General features: G+C 73.7%; 18 protein-coding genes. 10 read left to right on the forward strand and 8 right to left on the reverse strand.

Annotated features, from left to right (window positions below):
* Positions 1-28: 28 nt before the first annotated feature.
* Positions 29-712, reverse strand: coding sequence for a response regulator transcription factor (locus P696_RS0112645; RefSeq protein ID WP_026412629.1), 684 nt, complete (start codon positions 710-712; stop codon positions 29-31).
* A gap of 186 nt (positions 713-898) precedes the next feature.
* A complete protein-coding gene (locus P696_RS52340) occupies positions 899-1,411 on the reverse strand; it encodes a hypothetical protein (protein ID WP_157429660.1) in 513 nt (170 codons plus the stop codon).
* A gap of 191 nt (positions 1,412-1,602) precedes the next feature.
* Between P696_RS52340 and add the strand changes: the two genes are divergently transcribed.
* Positions 1,603-2,607 (forward strand): adenosine deaminase, encoded by a 1,005-nt coding sequence (add, locus tag P696_RS0112655; RefSeq protein ID WP_211245720.1) that lies wholly within the window; start codon positions 1,603-1,605, stop codon positions 2,605-2,607.
* 47 nt (positions 2,608-2,654) lie between these two features.
* Here the strand turns inward: add and recQ are convergent, their stop codons facing one another.
* Both recQ and P696_RS0112665 read right to left on the reverse strand, forming a co-directional pair.
* On the reverse strand, positions 2,655-4,667 hold the full coding sequence (gene recQ, locus P696_RS0112660; RefSeq protein WP_170026425.1) for a DNA helicase RecQ: 2,013 nt from the start codon (positions 4,665-4,667) through the stop codon (positions 2,655-2,657).
* 92 nt (positions 4,668-4,759) lie between these two features.
* The gene (locus P696_RS0112665; protein WP_026412632.1) at positions 4,760-5,431 is read right to left on the reverse strand and encodes an HAD family hydrolase; all 672 of its coding nucleotides are present in this window, start codon (positions 5,429-5,431) and stop codon (positions 4,760-4,762) included.
* A 178-nt stretch (positions 5,432-5,609) separates the two neighbouring features.
* Here P696_RS0112665 and P696_RS52345 point away from each other — a divergent pair, with 178 nt between their 5' ends.
* Entirely contained in the window at positions 5,610-6,365 is a 756-nt protein-coding gene (locus P696_RS52345) for a hypothetical protein (protein ID WP_051467437.1), read from the forward strand.
* Positions 6,366-6,462: 97 nt separating this feature from the next.
* Positions 6,463-6,849 carry a phage holin family protein gene (locus P696_RS0112675; protein WP_026412633.1) on the forward strand — a complete coding sequence of 129 codons (387 nt, stop codon included), beginning with the start codon at positions 6,463-6,465 and terminating at the stop codon, positions 6,847-6,849.
* A gap of 76 nt (positions 6,850-6,925) precedes the next feature.
* Here P696_RS0112675 and P696_RS0112680 read toward each other — a convergent pair whose 3' ends face one another.
* The 4 genes from P696_RS0112680 to P696_RS45075 form a co-directional block, all read right to left on the reverse strand.
* Complete coding sequence (locus P696_RS0112680) at positions 6,926-9,364, reverse strand: coiled-coil domain-containing protein (protein WP_026412634.1); 2,439 nt, start codon at positions 9,362-9,364, stop codon at positions 6,926-6,928.
* Positions 9,365-9,463: 99 nt separating this feature from the next.
* Positions 9,464-10,702 carry a cation diffusion facilitator family transporter gene (locus P696_RS45070; protein ID WP_084337359.1) on the reverse strand — a complete coding sequence of 413 codons (1,239 nt, stop codon included), beginning with the start codon at positions 10,700-10,702 and terminating at the stop codon, positions 9,464-9,466.
* Between the two features lie 94 nt (positions 10,703-10,796).
* Positions 10,797-11,819, reverse strand: a complete 1,023-nt coding sequence (locus P696_RS0112690) for a hemolysin family protein (protein WP_026412635.1) — start codon at positions 11,817-11,819, stop codon at positions 10,797-10,799.
* Positions 11,807-13,321 carry a hemolysin family protein gene (locus P696_RS45075; RefSeq protein ID WP_157429661.1) on the reverse strand — a complete coding sequence of 505 codons (1,515 nt, stop codon included), beginning with the start codon at positions 13,319-13,321 and terminating at the stop codon, positions 11,807-11,809. The genes P696_RS0112690 and P696_RS45075 overlap by 13 nt, the downstream gene beginning before the upstream one ends.
* 560 nt (positions 13,322-13,881) lie before the next feature.
* On the opposite strand from P696_RS45075, the gene P696_RS0112700 reads away from it, so the two are divergent.
* From P696_RS0112700 to P696_RS0112730, 7 genes are read left to right on the forward strand one after another with little or no spacing between them, the layout of a single operon-like run.
* Positions 13,882-15,135 carry a hypothetical protein gene (locus tag P696_RS0112700; RefSeq protein WP_026412636.1) on the forward strand — a complete coding sequence of 418 codons (1,254 nt, stop codon included), beginning with the start codon at positions 13,882-13,884 and terminating at the stop codon, positions 15,133-15,135.
* Positions 15,132-17,630 (forward strand): serine/threonine-protein kinase, encoded by a 2,499-nt coding sequence (locus tag P696_RS0112705; RefSeq protein WP_084337361.1) that lies wholly within the window; start codon positions 15,132-15,134, stop codon positions 17,628-17,630. The genes P696_RS0112700 and P696_RS0112705 overlap by 4 nt, the downstream gene beginning before the upstream one ends.
* Entirely contained in the window at positions 17,627-19,099 is a 1,473-nt protein-coding gene (locus P696_RS58735) for a PP2C family protein-serine/threonine phosphatase (protein WP_051467439.1), read from the forward strand. Before P696_RS0112705 ends, P696_RS58735 begins: the two co-directional genes overlap by 4 nt.
* A complete protein-coding gene (locus P696_RS0112715; RefSeq protein WP_026412638.1) occupies positions 19,096-20,397 on the forward strand; it encodes a VWA domain-containing protein in 1,302 nt (433 codons plus the stop codon). Before P696_RS58735 ends, P696_RS0112715 begins: the two co-directional genes overlap by 4 nt.
* A gap of 5 nt (positions 20,398-20,402) precedes the next feature.
* Positions 20,403-21,149 carry an FHA domain-containing protein gene (locus tag P696_RS0112720; protein WP_245627634.1) on the forward strand — a complete coding sequence of 249 codons (747 nt, stop codon included), beginning with the start codon at positions 20,403-20,405 and terminating at the stop codon, positions 21,147-21,149.
* Positions 21,146-22,681 carry a hypothetical protein gene (locus P696_RS0112725; RefSeq protein ID WP_245627635.1) on the forward strand — a complete coding sequence of 512 codons (1,536 nt, stop codon included), beginning with the start codon at positions 21,146-21,148 and terminating at the stop codon, positions 22,679-22,681. Before P696_RS0112720 ends, P696_RS0112725 begins: the two co-directional genes overlap by 4 nt.
* A gap of 2 nt (positions 22,682-22,683) precedes the next feature.
* Positions 22,684-23,544, forward strand: coding sequence for a glutamate ABC transporter substrate-binding protein (locus P696_RS0112730; RefSeq protein ID WP_034484558.1), 861 nt, complete (start codon positions 22,684-22,686; stop codon positions 23,542-23,544).
* Positions 23,545-23,568 lie beyond the last annotated feature (24 nt).

The raw sequence follows: 23,568 nt of genomic DNA on the forward strand, positions 1-23,568 counted from the left end.
ACCGGGATCACGTGTTGTGCCACGCGCCTCATGCGCGGAGGGTGTAGCCGACGCCGCGGCGGGTGTGGATCAGCGGCGGGCCGAGCGGGTCGAGCTTGCGGCGGAGGTAGCTGATGTAGGTCTCGACGACCTGCGGATTGCCGTCCCAGCCCCAGACCGACTCGAGCAGCTGGGCGCGGGACAGGACGCGGCCCTCGTTGCGCATCAGGCACGCGAGCAGCCGGAACTCGGTCGGGGACAGGTCGATGTCGGCGCCCGCGCGGCGGACCGTCCAGCGGGACTCCGACAGTTCGAGGTCGGCGACGCGCATCAGGTCGTCCTCGGCGGGCGCGGCGGCCGGGGTCGTGCGGCGGAGCACCGCGCGGACCCGCGCCACCAGCGCGTCGATCGAGAACGGCTTGGTCACATAGTCGTCACCGCCGAGCGTGAGCCCTGTGACCGTGTCGGACGGGGTGTCGCGGGCCGTCAGGAAGATGATCGGCACCATGTCGCCGGACGCGCGCAACCGCCGGCACACCTCGAACCCGTCCAGGTCGGGGAGCAGGACGTCGAGGAGGACGAGGTCCGGGCGCTCGGCGCGGGCGGAGCGCAGGGCGCCCTCGCCGTCGTCCGCCGTCGTCACCGCGAAGCCGTGGAAGGTCAGCGCGGTGTCGATCAGGTCCCGGATGTTCGCCTCGTCGTCGACGACGAGCACCCGCCGCTCCTCGTTCATCGGCCCCCGCAGGTCACGCGCCGTTCTCGTTCCCCGGCTCCCGCGCGTCCGCCGCCGTTCCGGTTCACCGGCCTCCGCACGCCAGCCGCAGCGTCCTCAACGACCGTACTGCGGGCCGTCCGTACCGCGCGCCGCCCCCTCCGGGAAGGGGACGGCGGCGGGACGGGAACCGGCGGCCGCGCCGGTTCAGCCGGCCTTCTTCTGCGGGTCGCGGACGGCCTTGGCGGTGCGGGTCTCGCCGCTGCGGTCGCCGAACACGACGACCTCGTCGCCGTTCGCGACGGCGTTCAGGGTGGACTTGGCGCGGGCCTTCACGACGCGGGTCTTGGCGTCGACCGTCCATGTCCAGGTCACGCCGTCCGCGCTCTTCACGGTCAGTGTCGTGCCGGTCTTGGCGGTGACCTGGCCGCGCTGCCAGCCGACGACCTTGAACGTGTTGTCCTTGGCCTTGACGGTCGCCTCGCCGTGGACGCCGCGCATCCCGCCACCGAAACCGGCGCGGTGGCCGTGCATGCCGTCCTTGCCGCCGTTGCGCCACCTGCCGTCGTGGCCCTTCCCGTCGTGTCCCTTGCCGGGCGCGGACGGATGGGCGGACGGCGACGGGCTCGCCGCGAACGCGGGGACGGCGGTGTACAGCCCAACACCGAGCAAACCGGCGGCGGCGACACCGGCCGCCATCGTCTTCTTGTTGGCTCTCATGACCGACAGCCAACCGGAATCGCCTGGGAGTTCGGCCCTGAGCTACCTGAGAGAAAGCTGAGAATGCCCGGAAAGGTGTCCAAGCCTGGCCCTGGAAGCCCTGGCGGGGCCGCCCCGGAACCGTCCTGACCTGCCGGGTTATTCTCAGGACGGGACGAACCGCGACGGGCGGACCCGCGAGGAGGATGGCTGTGGACGCGTTCATCGCCGGAATGCCGAAGTGCGAACTCCACCTGCACATCGAGGGCACCCTCGAACCCGAGCTGAAGATGATGCTCGCCGAGCGCAACCGCGTGCGGATGCCGTACCGGACGGTCGAGGAGGCGCGCAACGCCTACCGGTTCGACAGCCTCACGTCCTTCCTGGTCGGCTACTACGAGAGCATGAACGTCCTGCTGACCGAGCCGGACTTCTACGACCTCGCCACCGCCTACCTCACCAAGGCCGCGTCCCAGAACGTCCGGTATGTGGAGATCTTCTTCGACCCGCAGGCGCACACCTCGCGCGGCGTGCCGTTCGACCTGGTGATCCGCGGGCTGCGCCGGGCGATCCTGGACGCGGAGCGGCTGCTGGGCATCCGCGCCCAGCTCATCATGTGCTTCCTGCGCGACTTCTCCGCCGGGTTCGCGATGGCGACGCTCATGGAGTCGCTGCCGTACCGCGAGTGGATCGTCGGCGTCGGCCTTGACTCGGACGAACGCGACAATCCGCCCGCGAAATTCGCGAAGGTCTTCGCGCGGGCGCGCGAGGAGGGCTACCTCATCACCGCGCACTGCGACATCGACCAGCCCAACACGCACGAGCACATCCGGCAGTGCCTGGAGGTGATCGGCGTCGACCGCATCGACCACGGCTCCAACGCCATCGAGGACGAGGCGCTCACAGCGGAGATCGCGCGGCGCGGGCTCGGGTTCACCGTCTGCCCGGTGTCCAACGGCTTCGTGACGTCCGACATGAAGGCCGCCGAGATCCGCCGGATGCTCGACCTCGGGCTGAAGGTCACCATCAACTCCGACGACCCGGCGTACTTCCTCGCCTACGTGTCCGAGAACCTCCAGGCCGTCCAGGAGAAGCTGGGCCTGAGCCGCGACGAGCTGCTGCAGTTCCAGCGGAACGCCTTCGAGATCGCCTGGCTGCCCCGCGCCACCAAGGACGCCTACCTCGCCGAACTCGACGCCTACGCCACCTCAAACTGACCTCCGCACCGATCGGGAGGGGTGCTCCCGATCGGGTCAGGGGGTGGTCAGTCTTCGCCGGAGAGGACGTCGAGGACCTGGTCGCCGAACTTGGCGAGCTTGTTCTCGCCGACGCCGCTGATGGCGCTGAGCTCGGCGAGGGAGCCGGGGGCCGCGGTGGCGATCTCGCGCAGCGTGGCGTCGTGGAAGATCACGTAGGCGGGGACGCCCTGCTCCTTCGCGGTCGCCCCGCGCCAGGCGCGCAACCGTTCGAAGACCGGCGTGGCCTCGGCGGACAGCTCGACCACGGCCTTGCGTTCCTTGGACGACCGGGAGCCCGCGGCCTTCGCGGGGGCGCGCTCCGGCTCGCGGCGCATCATGACCCGGTGGTCACCGCGGAGCACCGCCGAGCTCCGCTCGGTCAGGACGAGCGTGCCGTGGTTGCTCTCGACGGCCAGCAGGCCCTGCGCGAGCAGCTGCCGGATCACCCCGCGCCACTCCACGTCGCGCAGGTCGGAGCCGACGCCGAACACCGACAGCGCGTCGTGGTCGAACTGGATGACCTTGGCGTTCTTCTTGCCGACGAGGATGTCGACGATGTGGCTCGCGCCGAACTTCTGGCGCCGCTCGCGGTCGAGCCGGAAGACCGCGGACAGCACCTTCTGCGCCGGGATCGTCCCGTCCCAGGACTCGGGCGGCGACATGCAGGTGTCGCAGTTGCCGCACGGCTCGGACGGCTGGCCGAAGTAGTTCAGCAGCTGGACGCGCCGGCACTCGACGGTCTCGCACAGCGCGAGCATCGAGTCGAGGTGCAGGGCCAGGCGACGCCTGTGCTCCTGGTCGCCCTCGGACGAGTCGATGAACTTGCGCTGGCTGACGACGTCCTGGAGGCCGTAGGCGAGCCAGGCGGTGGACGGCAGGCCGTCACGCCCGGCGCGCCCGGTCTCCTGGTAGTAGCCCTCGACGGACTTCGGCAGGTCGAGGTGGGCGACGAACCGGACGTCCGGCTTGTCGATGCCCATGCCGAACGCGATCGTCGCGCACACGACCAGGCCGTCCTCGCGCAGGAAGCGGGACTGGTTGGCGGCGCGGACGGGCGCGTCGAGCCCCGCGTGGTAGGGGACCGCCTCGATGCCGTTCGCGGTGAGGAACTCGGCCGTCTTCTCCACCGACGCGCGGGACATGCAGTAGACGATGCCCGCGTCACCGGCGTGCTCGGTCTTCAGCAGGTGGAGCAGCTGCCGCTTCGGGTCGCTCTTCGGGACGATCCGGTACTGGATGTTCGGCCGGTCGAACGAGGAGACGAACTGCCGGGCGTCGTCCAGCTTCAGCCGGGTCGCGATCTCCTGCCGGGTGGCCGGGGTGGCGGTCGCGGTGAGCGCGATGCGCGGCACGTCGGGCCAGCGTTCGTGCAGGTGGGACAGCATGAGGTAGTCGGGGCGGAAGTCGTGCCCCCACTGCGACACGCAGTGCGCCTCGTCGATCGCGAACAGCGAGACCGTGCCCCGGTCGAGCAGCTCGACCGTCGCCGGGACGCGCAGCCGCTCGGGCGCCAGGTACAGCAGGTCGAGCTCACCCTGGAGGAACTGCGCCTCGACGAGGCGGCGCTCCTCGAAATCCTGGGTGGAGTTGAGGAACCCGGCCCGGACGCCCGCCGCGCGGAGGGCGTCGACCTGGTCCTGCATGAGGGCGATCAGGGGGGAGATCACCACGCCGACGCCCTTACGGACCATCGCGGGGATCTGGTAGCACAGCGACTTGCCGCCGCCGGTCGGCATCAGGACCAGGGCGTCGCCGCCGTCCGCGACGTGCTCGATGATCTCGCGCTGGCCGTCGCGGAACGCGTCGTAGCCGAAGACGCGGTTCAGCACCTCGATCGGCGTGCCGTACTCCGGGCGCGGCGGCGGGACCTCGCCGAGGTCGGCGGGGCCGTAGCCGCCGTCCGCGCCGTATCCGCCGTCGGCCTCGGGGTCGGCGGGGACGAAGCCCTCGCCGTCATAGGCGTCGGCGGAGGCGAGGTCGGCCTCGCTCAGCTGGTCGTCGTACGGGGGCGGGAACCCGTCGTCCTCGGGAGAAGCCACCGGCTCATACTATGAGCGCCCGCCGACAGCCGGGGCCCTTCCGGCACTCCTGTGGATAACCCCCACACTCCTCTAGGCGGAACCCTCCAGACCTAGGCGGAATCCTCCAGACGCGCCAGCACGTCCGGTGTCAGCTCGTCCAGCGTCTTGATCGTCAGGGACGCGAGCGCCGCCGCGTCCGGGGCCGGGGGATACCGGGGGTGCGGGACGGCCACGACCCGCATCCCGGCCGCGTGCGCCGAGCGCAGGCCGTTGCTGGAGTCCTCGACCGCCACGCACGCCCCGGCCGGGACCTCCAGCCGCGCGGCGGCGGCGAGATAGCCGTCCGGGGCCGGTTTGCCCAGGTCGACCTCCTCGGTGGAGACCGTGGCGCGGAAGAGCCCGGCGACGCCGAGGTGGGCGAGCACGATGTCGATCAGGGCGCGCGGCGACGAGCTGGCGAGGCCGAGCGGCCGGAGGTCCGCCATCCGCCGGACGGCCTCGACCGCGCCCGGCATCAGCGGGATCTCCTCCTCGTAGCGCCGGGACATCCGGTCGACGACCTCGTAGGCGACCTGGTCGGTCGTGACGTCGCCGCCGATCAGGTCGTCGGCGAGGTAGGCGGCCCACTCGTCGGTGCTCATGCCCATGAGCCGGTTCTGCGTGTCGGGCCGCCAGACGCCGCCCTTGTCGGCGACGTAGCCGCGGCGGACCTCCTCCCAGACGGGCTCGGAGTCGACCAGCACTCCGTCCAGGTCGAAGACGACGGCCAGCGGGGGTGTCATCAGGGAGTTCCTCCTCCCCGGCCGGGACGGCCGGACGCGAACGGGCGTGTGCGGACGATCATTACCCGCCGCGGACCCCGGCGAATCCGCTGACCAGCACTGATGGTCGAAAACAGGCATAAATCAGGCGACTCTGGCATGGTGGGGCACCCCGCAAACAGGAGAGGAGAACGCCCTGATGTTGTTCCTCGGACTGATCCTCGCCGCCGCAGCCGTCGCGCTCGGCGCAGCGGTCGTCATCTTCGACACGGGCCCCGCGCAACTGACCCTGTTCGACCAGCGTGTCCCCGGGATCACCTCGCTCTGGCAGGTCTTCCTCGCGGGCGCGGTCACCGCCGCGCTGTTCGTCGTCGCCATGATCATGCTGTGGATCGGCTTCGGCCGGATGCTGGCGAACCGCCGCGACCTGCGCGACTCGCTGACCACCCTGGAGATGGAGAAGAAGCAGCTCCAGGACCAGCTCGACCGCGCCCGCCGCGGTGGGGCCCCAGGCCGTCCGGGCCGTGGCCGCGGCCGTGGCGAGCCCCGCGGCGCTGATCGTCCCGCCCCCGGCGGCGGCCCCCCGGTTCGCGGCGACGGTCCCGTTCGTGGTGACGATCCCCCGGTTCGCGGTGACGGGCCGCGCCGTCCTGATGTCACCACCCCCGTGCCCGCAGGGGCCGGTCCCGCCCGTAGCGGCGCCGTCCCCCCGCAAGGCCCTGGCGGTCCCGTCGGGCCGGACGGCCCCGGTTCGGCCCCCACGCGCCGGCGTCGTCGTTCCGCTCCTGCCCCCGCCTCGGCCGGCGGTCCGACCCCGGTTCCCTCGCCCGCGCGCGGTGGCGGAGCCCCGCCCCGCCCGGTCGGCGACCCCGCGGTGGCCGGACGCGGCGCCCCGCCCCGCCCCGCCGGTCCGCGCATCGACGCCTCGTCCCCGTTCTTCGACCGGGCGGACTGATGGAGGCGCGGGTCGTCCTGGAAGACGAGCCGGGCGTTCCGGATATCGCCGTGCGGAGGGATGACCGCGGGGTGTCCGGGGACGGAGGATCATAAGCGTGCGAATCATCATCAAGGTCGCGATCACGGCGGCAGCGCTGTGGGTGGCGAAGCTGCTCGTCCACGGGATCACCGTCACCGGCGACACCGCCGGGAGGCGCGTGCTGACGCTGCTCGGCGTCGCGGTGATCTTCGGCGTGGTGAACGCCGTCCTCAAGCCCATCATCAAGACCTTCGGGTGCGCCTTCTACATCCTCACCCTCGGCCTCATCGGCCTGGTCGTGAACGCCCTGCTGCTCCTGCTGACCAGCTTCCTGGCGGGCAAACTCGACCTTCCGTTCCACGTCGACGGCTTCTGGCCCGCCTTCTGGGGCGCCATCGTCGTCGGTGTCGTCGGCTGGATCCTGCACGTCCTGATCCCCGGTGACGACGACGAGGACGACTGACCCCACCCCCCGAGAACGAGAACACCCGCGCGGTCCTGCCTGGCAGGGCCGCGCGGGTGTTCCTTTTGCCGCCGGGTCAGGCCGTTTCGTTCGTGGACGGACGCTTCGCCGTGTCCTCGGCAGTCGGTTCGGGTTCGGGGGCGTCGATCACGGTCTCCTCGACCGACTCCACGACAGGGTGTGCGATGGTCTCCGCGACCGGGTCCGGGACGGTCTCCTCGACCGGGTGCGCGGCGGGTCCGGCGACCGGCTCGTCCGCGGGCGCAGGCGTCGGCTCCGGCTCCGGGACGGCGGCGGGCAGGGTGAGCAGGGTCCAGTGGCGGGCGCGGGTGCCGCCGATGAGCAGGTCGTCCGGGCCGAGGCGCTCGGCGCCGGTGACCATCAGCTCGTCGAACTGGCCGGGGTTGCCGGACGAGATCGCGAACGGCGAGCCGCCCACGACGCTGGCCCGGTCGAGGAGCGTCCGGGCGAAGTCGGACTCGGTGTCGTGCGGGCTGTCGGCGAGCGCGGCGAGCAGCCCGGTCAGCTCCTCGACCCGGGACATCGCGCGCTCCTGGACGGCGGGCAGCCCGTCCATGTCCGGTTCGTCGTCGCCGCAGATCACCGCCACCTGGTCGCGGGAGCGGGCCTCGGCCTCGACGGCGACGGTGAGGTCGGCCTCGTCCTCGGCGTTCTCGATCTCGGCGTTCGAGCGGCGCTCGGCCAGCGCGTTCTCGGCCTGCGCGATCCGGTTCGCGGACGCCTCGACGTCGGCCTCGGCCCGTTCCAGGGCGGCCTCGGCGATCTCGCGCGCGGTGCGGGCGACGGCGAGGCGCTCCTCGGCGGCGCGCGCCGTCTGCTCGGCGTACCGGGCGGACGCGCCCGCCTGCGTCGCCCTGTCGGCGGCCTCGGCGGCGGTCCGCGCCTGCTCGCGGTGCGTCTCGATGGCCCCTTCGCGCTCCTCGGCGAGCCGGGTCAGCTCGTCGGTGAGGCGTTCCTGCGCGTGCTTGGCCGCCGCGAGCCGCTCGGCCCCGTTCTCCAGGAAGTGCTCCAGGCTCCCCTGGTGGTGGGCGGCGCGCTCGGCCGCCTCCTTCGTCTCGTGCGCGCGCTTCACGGCGTCGTCCGCCTGCCGCACCTTCTCCTTCAGGTCGGCGCGCGCCTTCTTCAGCTCGGGCGGGGACGGCGCGACATGCAGCCGCTGCGTCATCGTCATCCTCTGACGGGCCGCCGCGACCGCCGACTCCGCCGCGCGCACGCGGTAGTAGGACGCGTGCCCCTCCGCCATGGCGGTGCTGTCCTCCGCCACCAGCCGCTCGGTCTCGGCCTTGGCCGCAGGCAGTTCCTCACGCGCCCGCGCGAGGTCGGCGACGAGCTGCTGCTCCTGCTCCCTGGCCATGTTCCGCTCGTAATGGGCCTGGGACGACCGCTCGTCGATGGCCGTGACACGCGCGTACGCCTCGTCCGCGATGCGCGCCGCCTCGGCCGCCTTCGCCCCGATCCCGTCCGCCTCGGCCTGGAGCCGCTCGGCCTCCTGCCGGGGCTCCACGGCCTCCGCGGCGACCTGCTCCTCCTCGCCCAGCGTCCGCTCGCGCTCCGCCTCGGCCGTGGTCACGCTCTCCTGGGCGGTCACGAGCTCGGCCCGGCGTTCGACGATCGCGGCCTCCAGCGCCTCGATGTCGGCGCGCCGCTCCTCCCGCCGCTGGACGCCCTCCACCTGGAGCCGCTCGACCGTCGCGACGTCCCGGGGCCACTGCTCCAGCCACATGAGGCCGAGCTGGAGCCCGCGCAGCTCCCGCTCCCAGTCCTCCTGCCACACGCCTCCGACCGGCCGGACCACGATCCGCCGGACGACCTCCTCCGCCGGACGATCATCCGGTTCGTCCGGTTCCTCCTCCACGGCCGGAGCGCGCGAGGCGAGCACCTCGTCGGTGACGATCCTGTTGGGACGGGTCTTCTCCGCGATCTCGTCCGGGATCGTCTCCATGCGCAGAGTGCCCAGGTCGCTGACCGTGGCCTCCGGGTCGGAAGGAGGAAGGGGCGGGGACGGCGGCCGCGTGCCCGCCCGGCCCTCCGCCAGCGACCGGAACTCGACCGTCCCGTTGTGCTCGCGGCGCCGGAACGGAGGCGGTGGGACGACCTCCTCCAGCATCAGCGGGAGCTCCCGGTCGGCCAGCGCGTCGAGGAGCGCGGCGGCCTCGTCCCTGGACGGCGCGAGCAGCAGGATGCGGCCGTCCAGCGCGTCGGTGATCCGCCGGACGGCGTCCCCCACGTCCTCTCCGGACAGGTCGATCGTGGTCGCGACCCGCTCGTCGAGCGTCTCCGGCTCGACCATGAGGCGGGCGAGGTCCGTCCAGTCGTCGGTGGGCTCGCGCATCGCGAACACGCGCAGGGCCGCGATCCGCCCGGACCAGCCGAGCGGCTGCTCGCCCTCCGGCGGCACCGCCTCAAGCAGCTCGGCCTCCAGGCGCTCGTAACGCTCGGTCAGCGTCGCGCACAGCTCGGCGACCCGTTCCCGCAGCCGCTCCGTCTCGTCCACAGCGTGCTCCACCGTTGTGCCATCCCGGTATCCGGGTTCCGCGAGGGGATCCCGCCGGATCCCCTCCGGATTTATCCCTCTCCGTCCGCGTCTAACGTCTCACAGGCCGGGAGCGCTCCGGTGCCCCGCGAGCGCCGCGTGATGATCAACACCGTCCCGGGGCTGCGGATCGGGGTGGACGAGGGCCCCGGTCAGCCGCGGCAGGGCGTGCAGCAGGGCGTGCTCGGCGCGGACGGCCGCGTCGTGCGCCTCGACGAGCGTGGAGCCCGGGTCGACGACCACGTCGCACTCGGCGCGCAGCCGGTGCCCGATCCACCGCAGCCGGACGTCCCCGACCGCCAGCACGCCCGGGACGTGCCGCAACGCGTGCTCGGCGGTCGCGACGAGCTCGGGGTCGACGGCGTCCATGAGCCGCCGCCACACCTCGCGCGCCGCCTGCCACAGGACGACCAGGATCGCGGCGGTGATCAGCAGCCCGACCACCGGGTCCGCCCACGTCCAGCCGAGGCCCACGCCCGCCGCGCCCAGCAGGACGGCCAGGGACGTGAACCCGTCGGTGCGCGCGTGCAGGCCGTCCGCGACGAGGGCGGCCGACCCGATCCGGCGGCCGACCCGGATCCGGTACCGCGCGACCAGCTCGTTCCCCGCGAAGCCGATCAGCGCCGCCGCCGCGACCGTCCACAGGTGCGTCACGGGCTGTGGATGGGCGAGCCGCTGGAACGCCTCGTACCCGGCCACCGCCGAGGACGCCGCGATCGCCAGGACGACGAACACGCCCGCGAGGTCCTCGGCCCGCCCGTACCCGTAGGTGTAGCGCCGCGTGGGCGGACGGCGGCCGAGCAGGAACGCGATCCCCAGCGGGACGGCCGTCAGCGCGTCCGCGCCGTTGTGCAGGGTGTCGCCGAGCAGCGCGACCGACCCGCTGATCACCACGACGACGGCTTGCAGCACGGCCGTGGCCGCCAGGACGAGCAGCGAGATCCACAGCGCCCGCATCCCGTCGGCGCTCGCCTCCAGCGCCGCGTCCACCTTGTCCGCCGCCTCGTGCGAATGCGGCCGGACGACATGCCCCACCCGCCCCCACAACCCACGCCCACCCGCATGCGCATGCCCGTGTCCATGCCCGCCCGCATGCCCGTGGCCCTGCCCGCGCCCGCGCGCATGTCCGTGCTCGTCCGCATGTCCAAGCTCGGCCGCATGGCCGTGGCCCTGCCCGCCCGCGTGCGCGTGCCCGTTCCCGTGCGCGTGCCCGTCCCCGTGGCCGTTGGCGTGCGTGTGGCCGTCCCCGTGGTCATGATCGTGTCCGTGGCCATGACCGTGCCCGAATTGGGTGCTCATGACCCCACCATGGACCACGGAATCCGTTGCAGCACCTCGACAGGAACGCACCATCCGCAGCCGCGAACCGGTTGCGGCTGCGGATGCGTGGCCGTTAGTGCGGGTTCGCGGCCAGGAGCTCGGCGAGCAGGTCGTCCAGGGTCACGATCCCGGCGATCTCGCCGCCCTCCCCGGCCCCGCAGACGACGGCGAGCTGGGCGCGCGAGCGGCGCATCAGCGAGACCGCCGACAGGACGGTCGTCGCGTTGGTCAGGACGGGCGCCGGGTGCGCCAGCTCGGTGGCGTGGCGGCCCGCGTCCGGCTCGGTGACGGCGGCCCGGACGTGCACGATCCCGGGGCCCGCGCCGTCCGCGCCGAGGACGACCAGGCGGTTGTGCCCGCTCGCCGTCGCGACCCGCCGGACGTCGGCGGCGGTCGCGTCGGACGGCACCATGGCGACCCTCGCGGCCGGGACGACCAGGTGCGCGACCGTGACCTCCCGCGCCGAGATCGCCCGCCGGAGCAGCTCGTGGTCGTGCCGTCCGATCAGGCCGAGCCGCCGGGACTCGCCGACCAGGTGGCCCAGCGAGCGGACGTCGGCCGGGGTGTCCAGCTCGTCCCGGGGGGTGATCCGGCAGAGCCGCAGCAGGCCGTTGGTCAGCGCGTTGAGCGCCGCGAGCACCGGCCGCGACACCTTCGCGAACGCCCGGAACGGCACCGCCAGCAGCAGTGCCGACCTGCGCGGATGCGCGATCGCCCACGACTTCGGGGCCATCTCGCCGATGACCATGTGCAGGAACGTCACGACGCCGAGCGCGCAGCCGAGCGCGATGGTCTTGGCGACCGCCTCGGGAGCGCCGATCGCGTGCAGCGGCGGCTCCAGGACGTGCTCGAACGCCGGTTCGGTGACGATCGCGAGGCCCAGCGAGCACATCGTGATGCCGAACTGGGCTCCGGCGAGCATCAGGGACAGCTCGCGCGTGCCCGCGAGGGCCGCCGCGGCCGGACGGCTGCCACGGGCGGCGGCGCGCTCCAGCTGCGAACGCGGCGCGGCGACGAGCGCGAACTCGGCCGCGACGAAGAACCCGTTCCCGACCAGCAGCAGCACCGTGATCAGAAGCGAGGTCAGCGGGTCCAAGGTCCCTCCCCGGACGCCGCCATCGCGCCCTCGTCATCATTTCCGCCCGCCGGGCCGCTTGGGGAGCTGGCTGTCGGATCGGGTGTGAGGCGGGGTGTCCGGCTCTGGGCCGGGACGTGTACGGCCGTTTCCGGAGCCGCGCCTTCGGCGGTGAGGTCGAGGGCGGGCGGTGAGTCGGCCGTGGTCAGGGCGCGGACGCGGACCTGGCGGGCTACGCGGCGGGCGACGGAGACGACCTCGATCTCGGCGTGGCCGTCCGGCTCGGCGCGGTCCTCGCCCAGCGGGACGACCAGGCGGTCGCCGGGGCGGGGGAGGCGGCGGAGCTCGGCCATGACCAGGCCGCCGACGGTGTCGTAGGAGTCGCCCTCGGGGAGGGCGAGGCCGGTGGTCAGCTCGATCTCGTCGACGCGGAGCCCGGCGTCCAGCAGCCAGGAGCCGTCGGCGGAGCCGACCGGGGCCTCCTCGCGGGCGTCGTTCTCGTCGGTGATCTCGCCGACGAGTTCCTCGGCGACGTCCTCGAAGGTGAGGATCCCGGCGAGGCCGCCGTACTCGTCCACGACGCAGGCGAACTCCTCGCCCGCCTCGCGCATCCGGTCGATCACCCCGTACAGCGGCTGGCTGCCGGGGACCATGAGCGCGGGCCGGGCGATCGCCGAGACCGGCGTGGACGGCGCGAGCCGGTCGGCCGCGGCCTCCCGCGCGCCGACGACGCCGATGACGTCGTCCATGTCCTGGCCGTAGACCGGGTAGTTGGAGTTGCCGTTCTCGCGGATCAGGGTGACCAGCTCGGCGACCGTGGCGTCCGAGGCGAGGGACCGGACCTGCGGGCGCGGCACCATGACCTCGTCGGCCGTCCGGTCGCCGAACGACAGCGCGCGGTCGAGCAGGCGGGACAGGTCGGCGGGCAGGTGCCCGGCCCCGGCGGAGCGGTCGATGATGTCGCCGAGCTCCTCCAGGGTGGCGCCGCTGTGCAGCTCCTCGACGGGCTCGACGCCGACGGCGCGCAGCAGCCGCTCGGCGGCCCGGTCGAACAGCCTGATCAGTGGCCCCGCGACGGTCAGGTAGACCAGCGTGGACGCGGCGAGCGCGCGGGCCAGGCCCTCGGCCCGCGCGAGCGCGAGGTTCTTGGGGAACAGCTCGCCCAGCAGCATCTGGATCAGCGTGGCGAGGACGAAACCGGCGGCGAGCGCGACCGCGTCGACCGCGCCGGACGGGACGCCCGCGGGCGGGAGCAGCGGTTCGATCAGCCCGGCCAGGGCGGGCTTGGCGATGAACCCGACCACCAGGGTGGTCATGGTGATCCCGAGCTGGGCGCCCGACAGCATGAAGGAGAGCCGGCCGACGACCCGCAGGGCGCGGCGCGCGGCGGCGTCGCCGTTGTCGGCGGCGGCGGAGAGCCGGGCCCGGTCGACGGCGACGAACGCGAACTCCTGGGCGACGAAGTAGCCCGTCGCGGCGGTGAGCAGGATGACGGCGAACAGGCCCAGTGCGGCGGTCAGCACGGCGCACCGGGTCTATGACTGGGGTCCGACACTGCGGACTCTCAACTCCTCTCGATCGACCGCTCAGCCACGTCCCACGGGGGAACGTCATCTACAGAACGTCACTTCACACCACGACGTTCCCTTGACACAAGTCGTGCTGCCGTGACTCTGTGTGTTTTTGCTAACGGTCACGATCTTCGCGAGGTGGCCGAAGGCGGCCAGTGGGCGTCCCCGGACGTTCTGGGGCGGCGGACGCGCCACCGCGTTCTGCATGATGCGCGGACGGGGTCGCGAACCTCCCGGAATGTCGGTGAACGGGAACGCGCTTGTGTCGAAAAGTGCCCCGGATCACACTGAACGGAAGACGGAGGCCCGATCCTGGACGGACGGCGGTCGGCGCGTGACCGGGAACCCGCGGGCCGCGATGCGAATCGAAGTGGGTGCCGGTGCGGTCGGCGACGGCACGGGCCGGCGTCGGTGCAGGTCGGCCCGGGTGCGGGTCGGCGTCGGTTCGGATCGGTGCGGGCGGTGTCGGTGACGGTGACGGTGCAGGGACGGGGCAGGAACACGGGGCCGAGGTGAACGAGAGCGGAACCGGGGCGGCGCCCATGAGCCGCGAGGGCGTCGACCACGCCCTCACCCAGCTGCGCGCCGACGCGGAACGGATCTCGTCGGCGCTGCTCGATCTCGACGCGCACGCGGGGTCGCGGCTTCTCAAGGGCGCGCGGCTCACCGGGGAGACCTGGCGGCGCTGGGACGAGACGCAGCGCAAGGTCGCGACGCTGTGGAAGCTGTTCGACGCCTACAGCCGCGTCCTCGACCAGGCGACCGCGCTGCGCGCCGGGTCCGGCCGTCCGGACGCCGACACGCTGATGATCCTCACCGGGATGCTGACCGGGACGTCGGTGGATCTCCCGGACGGCGAGGTCCCGCTCGACCAGCGGACCCTGCTCGGCCCGGACCGCAGGCGCGTGTCGCTCGACGAGGCCGTCCAGCTGATGTCGGACGCCTACGAGGAGTCCGCGGCCGTGGTGGTCGCGGCCGACAACGCCTGGTCGGCCCTGCTCCTCCCGCTGGACGACGTGGAGGACGGCTGGCGGGACGCCGCGCGGGTCGCCCACGAGCTGGACGGCGTCCGGCATCCGGAGCTCGACCGCATCGGACGGGAGCTGACCGCGCTCGGACGGATCGTCCGGACCGACCCGTTGTCGCTGGTCACGGGCTCGGGAAGCGAGGCGAAACCGGACACCTCGCGGCTGGACGCGCTGCGCGAGGCGCTGGAGAAGGTCCGCGCCGAGCTGGCCGAGGCGGCGGCGGCGCGGGACGGGCACACCGCGCTCGTCGACCGGCTGACCGCCGCGATCGACGGGGTCGCCGAGGCCGAGCGCGCCGCCCGCGCGTCCCGGGAGACCGCGATGGTCAAGATCGACTCGCCGGGCCTGCCGGACCCGGTCGAGCCGTCCGCCGGGCTGCGCGACCGGCTCGCCGCGCTGGCCACGCTGTGCGCGGAGGGCCGGTGGCGTGAGCTGGCCGTCCGCGCGGCGGAGCTGGACCGGGCGGTCGCGACGGCGCTGGACCGCGTCCGGGACGACCACGCGCTCAGCTCGGGGCTGCTCGACCGCCGCTCCGAGCTGCGCGGCCGTCTCCAGGCGTACCAGGCCAAGGCCGGACGGCTCGGCCTCGCCGAGGACGCCGTGCTGTCCGAACTCCATGACCGGGCGCGCGACCTGCTCTGGACGGCCCCCTGCGACCTGCGGGCGTCCACCGCCGCGGTCGCCGAGTACCAGCGCGCCATCCGGGCGTGCGAGACCGAGACGGGAACCCGCGGATGACCTCTGAACGGCCGCCACGCCAACCGTCCCCCTGCGCCCAGCCCGACTGCGCCGGGACCGTCCAGCCGGACGGCTTCTGCGACCTTTGCGGCCTGACCCCGCCCGTCTCGGCGCCCGCCCCGGAGGCTTCGGAGGCGTCCGGGCCGGACGTGGGGGCGCTGCCGACGATGCCCGGCGGTCAGGCGCCGCAGGAGCGGGGCCCAGGCTGGTCGGTGATGGCCGGACGGCGCGTCGAGGGCCCGCCTGGGGCGGCGGCGGGCGCCGGGAACGCGGCGTCCGGGACGGGCGGCGGCGGTTCGGGCGGCGGCGGCGGTTCGGGCGGCGGTTCCGGCTCGGGCAGCGGCGGGTCCGGCGACAGCGGCGGATCGGGGTCGGGCGGGACGCGGGGCACCGGGCGGACGGCCACGCGCGGCAGCGGCTCCGGCGGGTCGCGCGGCCCGGGGCAGCGCGGCGGGCTCGGCGCGGGCCTGGTCGAGGTCCCGCCGGTGCCCTACCGGGACCCGGCCGACGCGATCATGGAGAACCCGGAGGTCCCGGAGAACCGGCGGTTCTGCAGCCAGTGCGACGAGCCGGTCGGCCGCTCCCGCGAGGGCAAACCGGGACGCACCGAGGGGTTCTGCCGCAACTGCGGGCACCCGTTCTCGTTCACGCCCAAGCTCAAGCCCGGCGACACCCTCGGCGACCAGTACGAGGTGCTCGGCTGCCTCGCGCACGGCGGCCTCGGCTGGATCTACCTGGCCCGCGACCACAACGTGTCCGGGCGCTGGGTCGTCCTGAAGGGCCTGCTGGACGTCGGGGACACCGACGCGATGGCGGCGGCGACGGCCGAGCGGGCGTTCCTCGCCGAGGTCGAGCACCCCAACATCGTCAAGATCTTCAACTTCGTCCGGCACGGCGGGTCCGGCTACATCGTCATGGAGTACGTCGGCGGGCGGTCGCTGAAGGACATCCTGCTCAGCCGCCGCCACCAGCTCGGCGACGACTCCGCGCTGCCGCTCCCGCAGGTGATCGCCTACGGGCTGGAGGTGCTGAGCGCGCTCGGCTACCTGCACAACGTCGGGCTGCTGTACTGCGACTTCAAGCCGGACAACGCGATCCAGAGCGAGGAGCAGCTCAAGCTGATCGACCTCGGCGGGGTGCGGCGCGCGTTCGACTCGGGCAGCCCGATCTTCGGGACGCCCGGCTACCAGGCCCCGGAGATCGCCGCGCGCGGCCCGTCGGTGCCGTCCGACCTGTACACCGTCGGCCGGACGCTGGCGGTGCTGAGCTTCCCGTTCCGCGGCTACACCAAGCGCCACCTTCGCAGCCTGCCGCCGCGCGACGAGGTCGCGTTGTTCCGGAAGAACGAGTCGTACTACCGGCTGCTGCGGCGCGCCTGCCACGGCGACCCGGCCCGCCGGTTCCAGAGCGCCGCCGAGATGGCCGAGCAGCTCACCGGGGTCCTGCGCGAGGTGCTGTCGGCGGAGGGCGCGCGGGTGCCGTCCGCGCCGTCCCCGCTGTTCGGGCCGGAGCAGAACGCGGCGGGCGCCGAGGTCGCCGACATCGAGGACGGGCTGGACGGCGGCGCGCCGATCCTGCAGCCGCTCACACCGGGAGTCGCGGCGGCGGCGCTGCCCGTCCCGCTGGTCGCGACCGACGACCCGGCCGCCGGGTTCCTCGCCGGGCTGACCGCCCGCGACACCGAGGACCTCGCGGCGGCCCTGTCCGGCGCGCCGTCCACGTCGCCGGAGGTGCGGCTCGCGCTCGCCCGCGTCTCGATCGAGCTGGGCGACCTGGCCGCCGCCGACGAGATCATCACCGCGTTCGGCGCGGACCACGAGGACGACTGGCGCGCCGACTGGTACCGGGCCGTCCGGGACCTGGCGAACGACCGTCCCGGCATGGCCGCCGCCGCGTTCGACGACCTGTACGACCTCATGCCGGGCGAGCTCGCGCCGAAGCTCGGGCTGGCGTTCTGCGCCGAGCTCCAGGGCGACACGGCCACGGCCGCCGCGCACTACGAGACCGTCTGGCGCACCGACCCGACCTACGTCAGCGCGGCGTTCGGCCTGGCCAGGACGCGCCTGGCGGGCGGCGACCGGCGCGGCGCGCAGGCCGTCCTCGACTCGGTTCCCCGGGTGTCCAGCTACTACGTGTCGGCGCAGCTGGCGGCCGTCGCGATGACCGTCCGGGGCACTCCGCCGGACGAGCTGGACCCGCGGACCCTGATCTCCACGGGCCGCCGCCTGACCGGCATGCACCTGGACACCGAGCGCCGCGACCGGTTCACCGCCGAGGTGCTGGAGGCCGCCCTCGGCTGGCTCCGCTCCGGCGCGCGCCCGGACGGCGGGGGCAGACAGCCGGGCCACCTGCTCGGCACGCCGCTGACCGAGCGCGACCTGCGCCGCAAGCTGGAGACCGTCTACCGTCACCTGGCCAAGCTCGCCGACCGTCCGGACGTCCGGCACGCGATGGTCCGCCGCGCGAACGCCGTCCGCCCGAGGACCCTGCTGTGACGGCCCCCGCGCGCCTCTGCCCGACGTGCGGCGACCCCGTCCAGCCCACCGACCAGTTCTGCGAACACTGCGGCCGGGAGCGCCCGGCCGCCGCCGGACCCGCTCCAACCGGCCCGGTGCCCGTGGGGCCGCCCGCCGGGCACCGGGCGGACCATCCGCCGTGTCCGGCGCGGTGCGTGGACTGCGGGGCCGTGGCCATCGACGCGGACGGCTACTGCGGACGCTGCGGCCTGCGCCAGCCGACCGGACGCGAGCACATGGAGACCGCGCTCTGCGGCCCGGACGGACGCGTCGCCGCGGCGGGCGTCAGCGACGTCGGACGGCGGCGCAGGCGCAACGAGGACGCGTTCGCGCTGTCCCTCCTCCCGGCGGCCGTGTGCGCCGTGGTCTGCGACGGCGTCGCCACCGCGCCCGGCTCGGACGAGGCGTCCCGGGTCGCCGCCGAGACCGGCGCCACCGTCCTCGCCCAGCGCCTCGCGGCGGGCGACGGCCGCCTGTCCGCGACCCGCGCCGCGATCGACCACGCCGCCGCCGAGGTCGCCGCGCTCGGCGTCCCCGGCCCGTCCGGCTCACCCGCCTGCACCTACGTCTCCGCCCTGGTGGACGCCACCTCCATCACGGTCGGCTGGGTCGGCGACAGCCGCGCCTACTGGATCCCAACCCCACCCCAAACCCCCCAAACCCGCACCGACATCCCCGCCCACCCGACCCCACCCGCGCCCCCAAGCGCACACGCGGGCCTGCCCGCGCATGCAGGCCCGGCCGCGCATGCAGGCCCGGCCGCGCATGCAGGCCCGGCCGCGCATGCAGGCCCGGCCGCGTATGCGGGGCCGGGCGGGCTGGGACGTGTGGACGGGGGGCGGGTGGCGACGGTGGAGTTCGCGCCTCGGGTGGTCGTGGGCGGGCAGGCGCTGACCAGGGACGACTCGTGGGCGGAGGAGATGGTGCGGTCGGGGGCGATGACGCCGGAGGCGGCCCACGCGGACCGGCGGGCGCACCTGCTGACGGGGTGGCTGGGCGCGGACGCGGGAGGCGCGGAGGCCAGCGTGGCCGCGTTCGCGCCGGACGGTCCCGGAGCGGTGCTGGTGTGCAGCGACGGCCTGTGGAACTACCTGCCCGCCGCCGCCGACCTCGCGGCCGTGCTGGGACGCGCGGCCGATCCGGTCCGGGGCGTCCGGGAGCTGCTGGACGCGGCCCTCGAGGCGGGTGGACGGGACAACGTCACCGCCGTCCTGATCCCCTTCCCGCCGCCGGACGCGGTGTCCGGCCCCGACGCCACCGGGCCCGGCCGGGGTTCCGCCGGGTCGGAAGTGGGGCGGCGGGCGTCCGAAAAGCGGGCGCCGGGGGCGGGTCCGGGCGCCGGGGCGTCCGATGAGAGCGGCTCGGCGTGCGCGCCGATGCCGTACGAGCCGACGACGAGGGCCGTTCCAGCGACGCGGCCAGCGACAAGCAGGGAGAGCCGGCGATGACCGACCGTCCGCCCTTCACGATCAAGGTCGACCAGAACCCGTACCTCGGCGCGGGCGGGCAGGAGATGCACGCCATCGTCACGGTCGAGGCGTCCGGGACGGCCCCCGCCGGACCGTCCGCCGGGGCCGCAGAAGTGATCATCATCGACGCGTCCGGGTCGATGTCGTACGCGGGGAAGATGGCCGCGGCGAAGCGGGCCGCCGAGGCGGCGCTGCGGGTCGTCCGGGACGGGGTGCGGTTCGCCGTCGTCGCCGGGGCGAACAGCCCGCGCATGATCTACCCGCAGGGGCAGCGGCTCGTCGCGATGAACGCGCGCAGGCGGACGGAGGCCGTCCAGGCGGTGTCCCGGCTGGAGGCGTCCGGCGGGACGGCGATCGGGTCGTGGCTGCGGCTCGCGGGCCAGCTCCTCGCCGACCAGGACGGCGCGGTGCGGCACGCGATCCTGCTGACCGACGGCAAGAACCAGCACGAGAGCGCCGAGGAGCTGGACGCGGCGCTCCGCGCGTGCGAGGGCCACTTCGGCTGCGACGCGCGCGGCGTCGGCACCGACTGGGACGTCGCGGAGCTGCGGAAGATCACCTCCGTGCTGCTCGGCGGGTTCCTCGACGTCCCCGACCCGGCGAGCCTGGAGGGCGACTTCCGGCAGATGATGAAGGACGCGATGGGCAAGCGCGTCGCCGACCTCGCCCTGCGCGTCTGGACGCCGCAGAACGGCCGCCTGCGGTTCGTGAAGCAGATGGTCCCGACGGTCGAGGACCTCACCGACCGCCGCGCCGACAAGGGCCAGATCGGCGACTACCCGCTCGGCGCGTGGGGTACGGAGAGCCGCGAGTACCACCTGTGCGTGGAGGTCCCGCCGGGCGACGTCGGACGGCAGGGACGCGCCGCCTGGATCAAGCTGGTCGTCCCGGACGCCGAGGAGGAGCTGGCGCACGCGAACGTCCTGGTCGAGTGGACCGACGACGAGGGCCTGTCGACCCGGATCAACGCGCGCGTCGCGCACCACACGGGCCAGTCGGAGCTGGCCGACGCGATCCAGGAGGGCCTGGCCGCGCGCCGCGACGGCGACGAGGAGCGCGCGACGACCCGGCTCGGACGGGCCGTGGCGCTCGCCCGCCAGGTCGGCAACGACGAGATCTCCGGGCTGCTCGACCGGATGGTGGAGGTCGACCGCGAGTCCGGGACCGTCCGGCTGAAGAAGGACGTGGACGTCGCCGACGAGATGTCGCTCGACACCCGCTCCGTACGGACGGTGCGGACCAGGCAGGACGACGAGAGACCAGGGACGGAGGGCTGACCGAGGTGTCCGAGCCCGTGGGCAAGTGCAGCGTGTGCGCGTCGGAACTGCACCCCGGCGACGAGTTCTGCGACGCGTGCGGGTCGCGCGTGGAGTCCGCGCCGCGCCTGGAGTTCGCCCGCGAGGACGGTGGCGGAGCGGGCGCGCCCGCGCCCGCGGCCGGGGGCGCGGTCGTGACCTGCCCGGTCTGCGGTGCGGGCAAGTCCGGCCGGTTCTGCGAGGTGGACGGCTACGACTTCGACACCGGCAGGCAGGCCGAGCGTCCCGCCGCCTTCACCGAGCTGGACGGCCTCACGCCGCCGAGGCCCCGGGAGGAGCCCCGGCCGCGGGTCTGGACGGCCGTGGTCGCGGCCGACCCCCTCTACTTCGACGACGTCCTCGCGCAGGGCGGCTCGGAGGCGGCGGCGATCGCGTTCCCCGCGTACTACCTCGAACGACGCGTTCCGATGGACGGCGAGCGCGTGCGGATCGGGCGGCGCAGCGCGTCCCGGGGGATCGAGCCGGAGATCGACCTGTCCGTCCGTCCCGAGGACCCCGGCGTCTCCCGGCAGCACGCGGTCCTGCTCGCCCAGCCGGACGGCTCGTGGACGCTGGTGGACCTCGGCTCCGCCAACGGCACGACGCTCAACGACGACCTCGACCCGATCCCGGTGAACGTCCCGGTGCCGGTGAAGGACGGCGACCGCGTCCATGTAGGGGCTTGGACGACCATCACCCTGAAGAGCCCGGACACCCTCAGGAGCCCGGAATGACCACGCCGACACGGCAACCGGCCGTCCCGACCAAGCAGCCCGCGGTCCCGACCACGACCCCCGTCCGGCGCGCCGGACGGACGCTGGAACGGCAGCGCGGCGCCCTGGTCACGCTCGTGCGCGGGCGGTGGCTGAAGACCGTTCCGGGCCGGATCCGCGGCTGGACGGCCCTCGCCGTGGTCACGATCGCCGCGCTCGCGCTGGCCCTCATGCTCGGGGTCCAGGACGCGCGGCAGGGCGTGCAGACCATCGGCCACGACGCGGGCCCGCAGGTCGTCGCGACCGGCAACCTGTACTTCGCGCTCAGCGACATGGACGCGCAGGTCGCCGACATCCTGCTGATCGGCCGTGACCAGACGCTCGGCATCGGCCGGACCGAGTCGATGCGCCGCTACGAGCAGGCCCGCTCGGACGCCAGCCGCGCCGCGATCCAGGCCGCGCAGCTCGCCGGGAAGGACACCGACCGTAAGCAGACCGTTCAGGAGGTCATCGACGGGCTCGGCCAGTACCAGCGGCTCGTCGGGCAGGCGCTGACGCTGAACGACCAGTCCGAGCACCCGGTCGGGGAGGCCCCCAAATCGGTCGTCGGCACCTACCAGGTGGCGTCCGACCTGATGAAGCTGGAGCTGCTGCCGAAGGCGTACAACCTGACGCTGGACAGCGGTGCGACCGTCCGGCAGTCCTACCAGGAGAAGCGGACGAGCGTCCTGGACGGCCGGTACTGGGTGCTCGCGGCGGGCGGGGGCGCGCTGCTCGTCCTGGTGGTGGGCCAGCTGGCGATGACGCGCGAGTTCCGGCGGCTGCTGAACCCCGGTCTCGCGCTCGCGACCGTCGGCACGATCGTCCTGGTCTCGGTGGGCGTCGGGATGCTGGACTCGCAGGCCGGGCACCTCCTGCGCGCCAAGCGGGACGGGTTCGACTCCGTCCTGACGATGTCTCGTGCGCGCGCGATCAGCCACAGCGCGTTCGCGGACGAGTCCCGCTTCCTCCTCGACCCCGGACGCGCCGACACCTACGAGCAGAACTACCTGGACAAGGCGTCGACGATCCTGTTCGTCGAGCCGCCGAAGGGCACCCCGGCGAACCTCGCGACGTACTACAAGCTCGCGGTGAAGGCCGCGACGGAGTACCGACCGGAGAACCGGTCGGCGTTCCTCGGCCTGCTCGGGGACGAGGCGCGCCAGGTCCGCAAGGGGCCGGAGAGCGACGCGCTCGCCCGCGCGCTCACCGCCTACGCGACCGTGCTGTCCAACGACCAGCGCATGCGGGCGCTCGTCGCGTCCGGCGACCGGCGCGGCGCGATCGACTTCCGGATGGGACGCGGTTCGTCGGCCATCCGCGACTTCGACGCCTACGACGCGGCGCTGCGCTCCCTGGCCGCCACGCACAGCGGCGCGTTCGACCGCGCGATCCGCCAGGCGGACGGCGGGCTGTCCGGCTGGAAGGTCATCCCGCCGGTCTCCGCCGCCGTGATCGCCGCCCTGGTGCTGGTGGGCGTCCGCCCCCGGCTCGCCGAGTTCGGAAGGATCTGACGATGCCGCCCCACTCCCGGCACTCCCAGCGGCCCGTACGGAGGCTGCGCGCCGCAGCGGTGGCGCTGGTGACCGCGTGCGGTCCGGTGGCGCTCGCCGGGTGCGCGCTGTCCTCGTCGGACCAGCACTCGATCCTGCACCGGCACTCGCTGGTCATCGGCGTGAAGGGCGACCAGCCCGGCCTCGGCATGAACGTGAACGGCCACTACCAGGGCTTCGACGTGGACGTCGCGACGTACATCGCCAACAAGCTCGGCGTCCCGGCGTCGCGGATCACGTTCAAGACCACGCCGTCGTCGGTCCGCGAGAAGGCCATCGAGGACGGCACGGTCGACATGGTCGTCGCGACGTACTCGATCACGCCCGCCCGCAAGAGCCGGATCACCTTCGCGGGCCCGTATTACGTCGCGCACCAGGACACCCTCGTGCGCACGAGCGACCGCTCCATCACCAGCGTCCACGACCTCGCGCGGAAGAAGATCTGCGCGGTCACCGGCTCGAACTCGTGGCGGCGCATCACCGACGAGCGGAGCATCCCGGCCATACCGGTGGACGTCGCGACCTACAGCGGCTGCATGCCGCTCCTGACCAGCGGGAAGATCGACGCGTTCTCGACCGACGACCTGATCCTCGCGGGCTTTGCCGCGGGCCATCCGGACGTCCACCTCATCGGCGCGCCGTTCACCGACGAGAAGTACGGCATCGGCCTGCGCAAGGGCGACCTGGCGGGCTGCGAGACCGTCAACCGCATCCTCACCGGCATGTACCAGGACGGCTCGGCGGGCCGCTTCCTGGACCGCTGGTTCGCCAACACCGGCGCGAAACTCACCAAGAGCGTCCCCCAGTTCGAGGGCTGCTCCTGACGTCCGGCGTGGTCAGGCGGTGGC

This window comes from Actinomadura oligospora ATCC 43269 (genome assembly GCF_000518265.1).
Lineage (GTDB): Bacteria > Actinomycetota > Actinomycetes > Streptosporangiales > Streptosporangiaceae > Spirillospora > Spirillospora oligospora.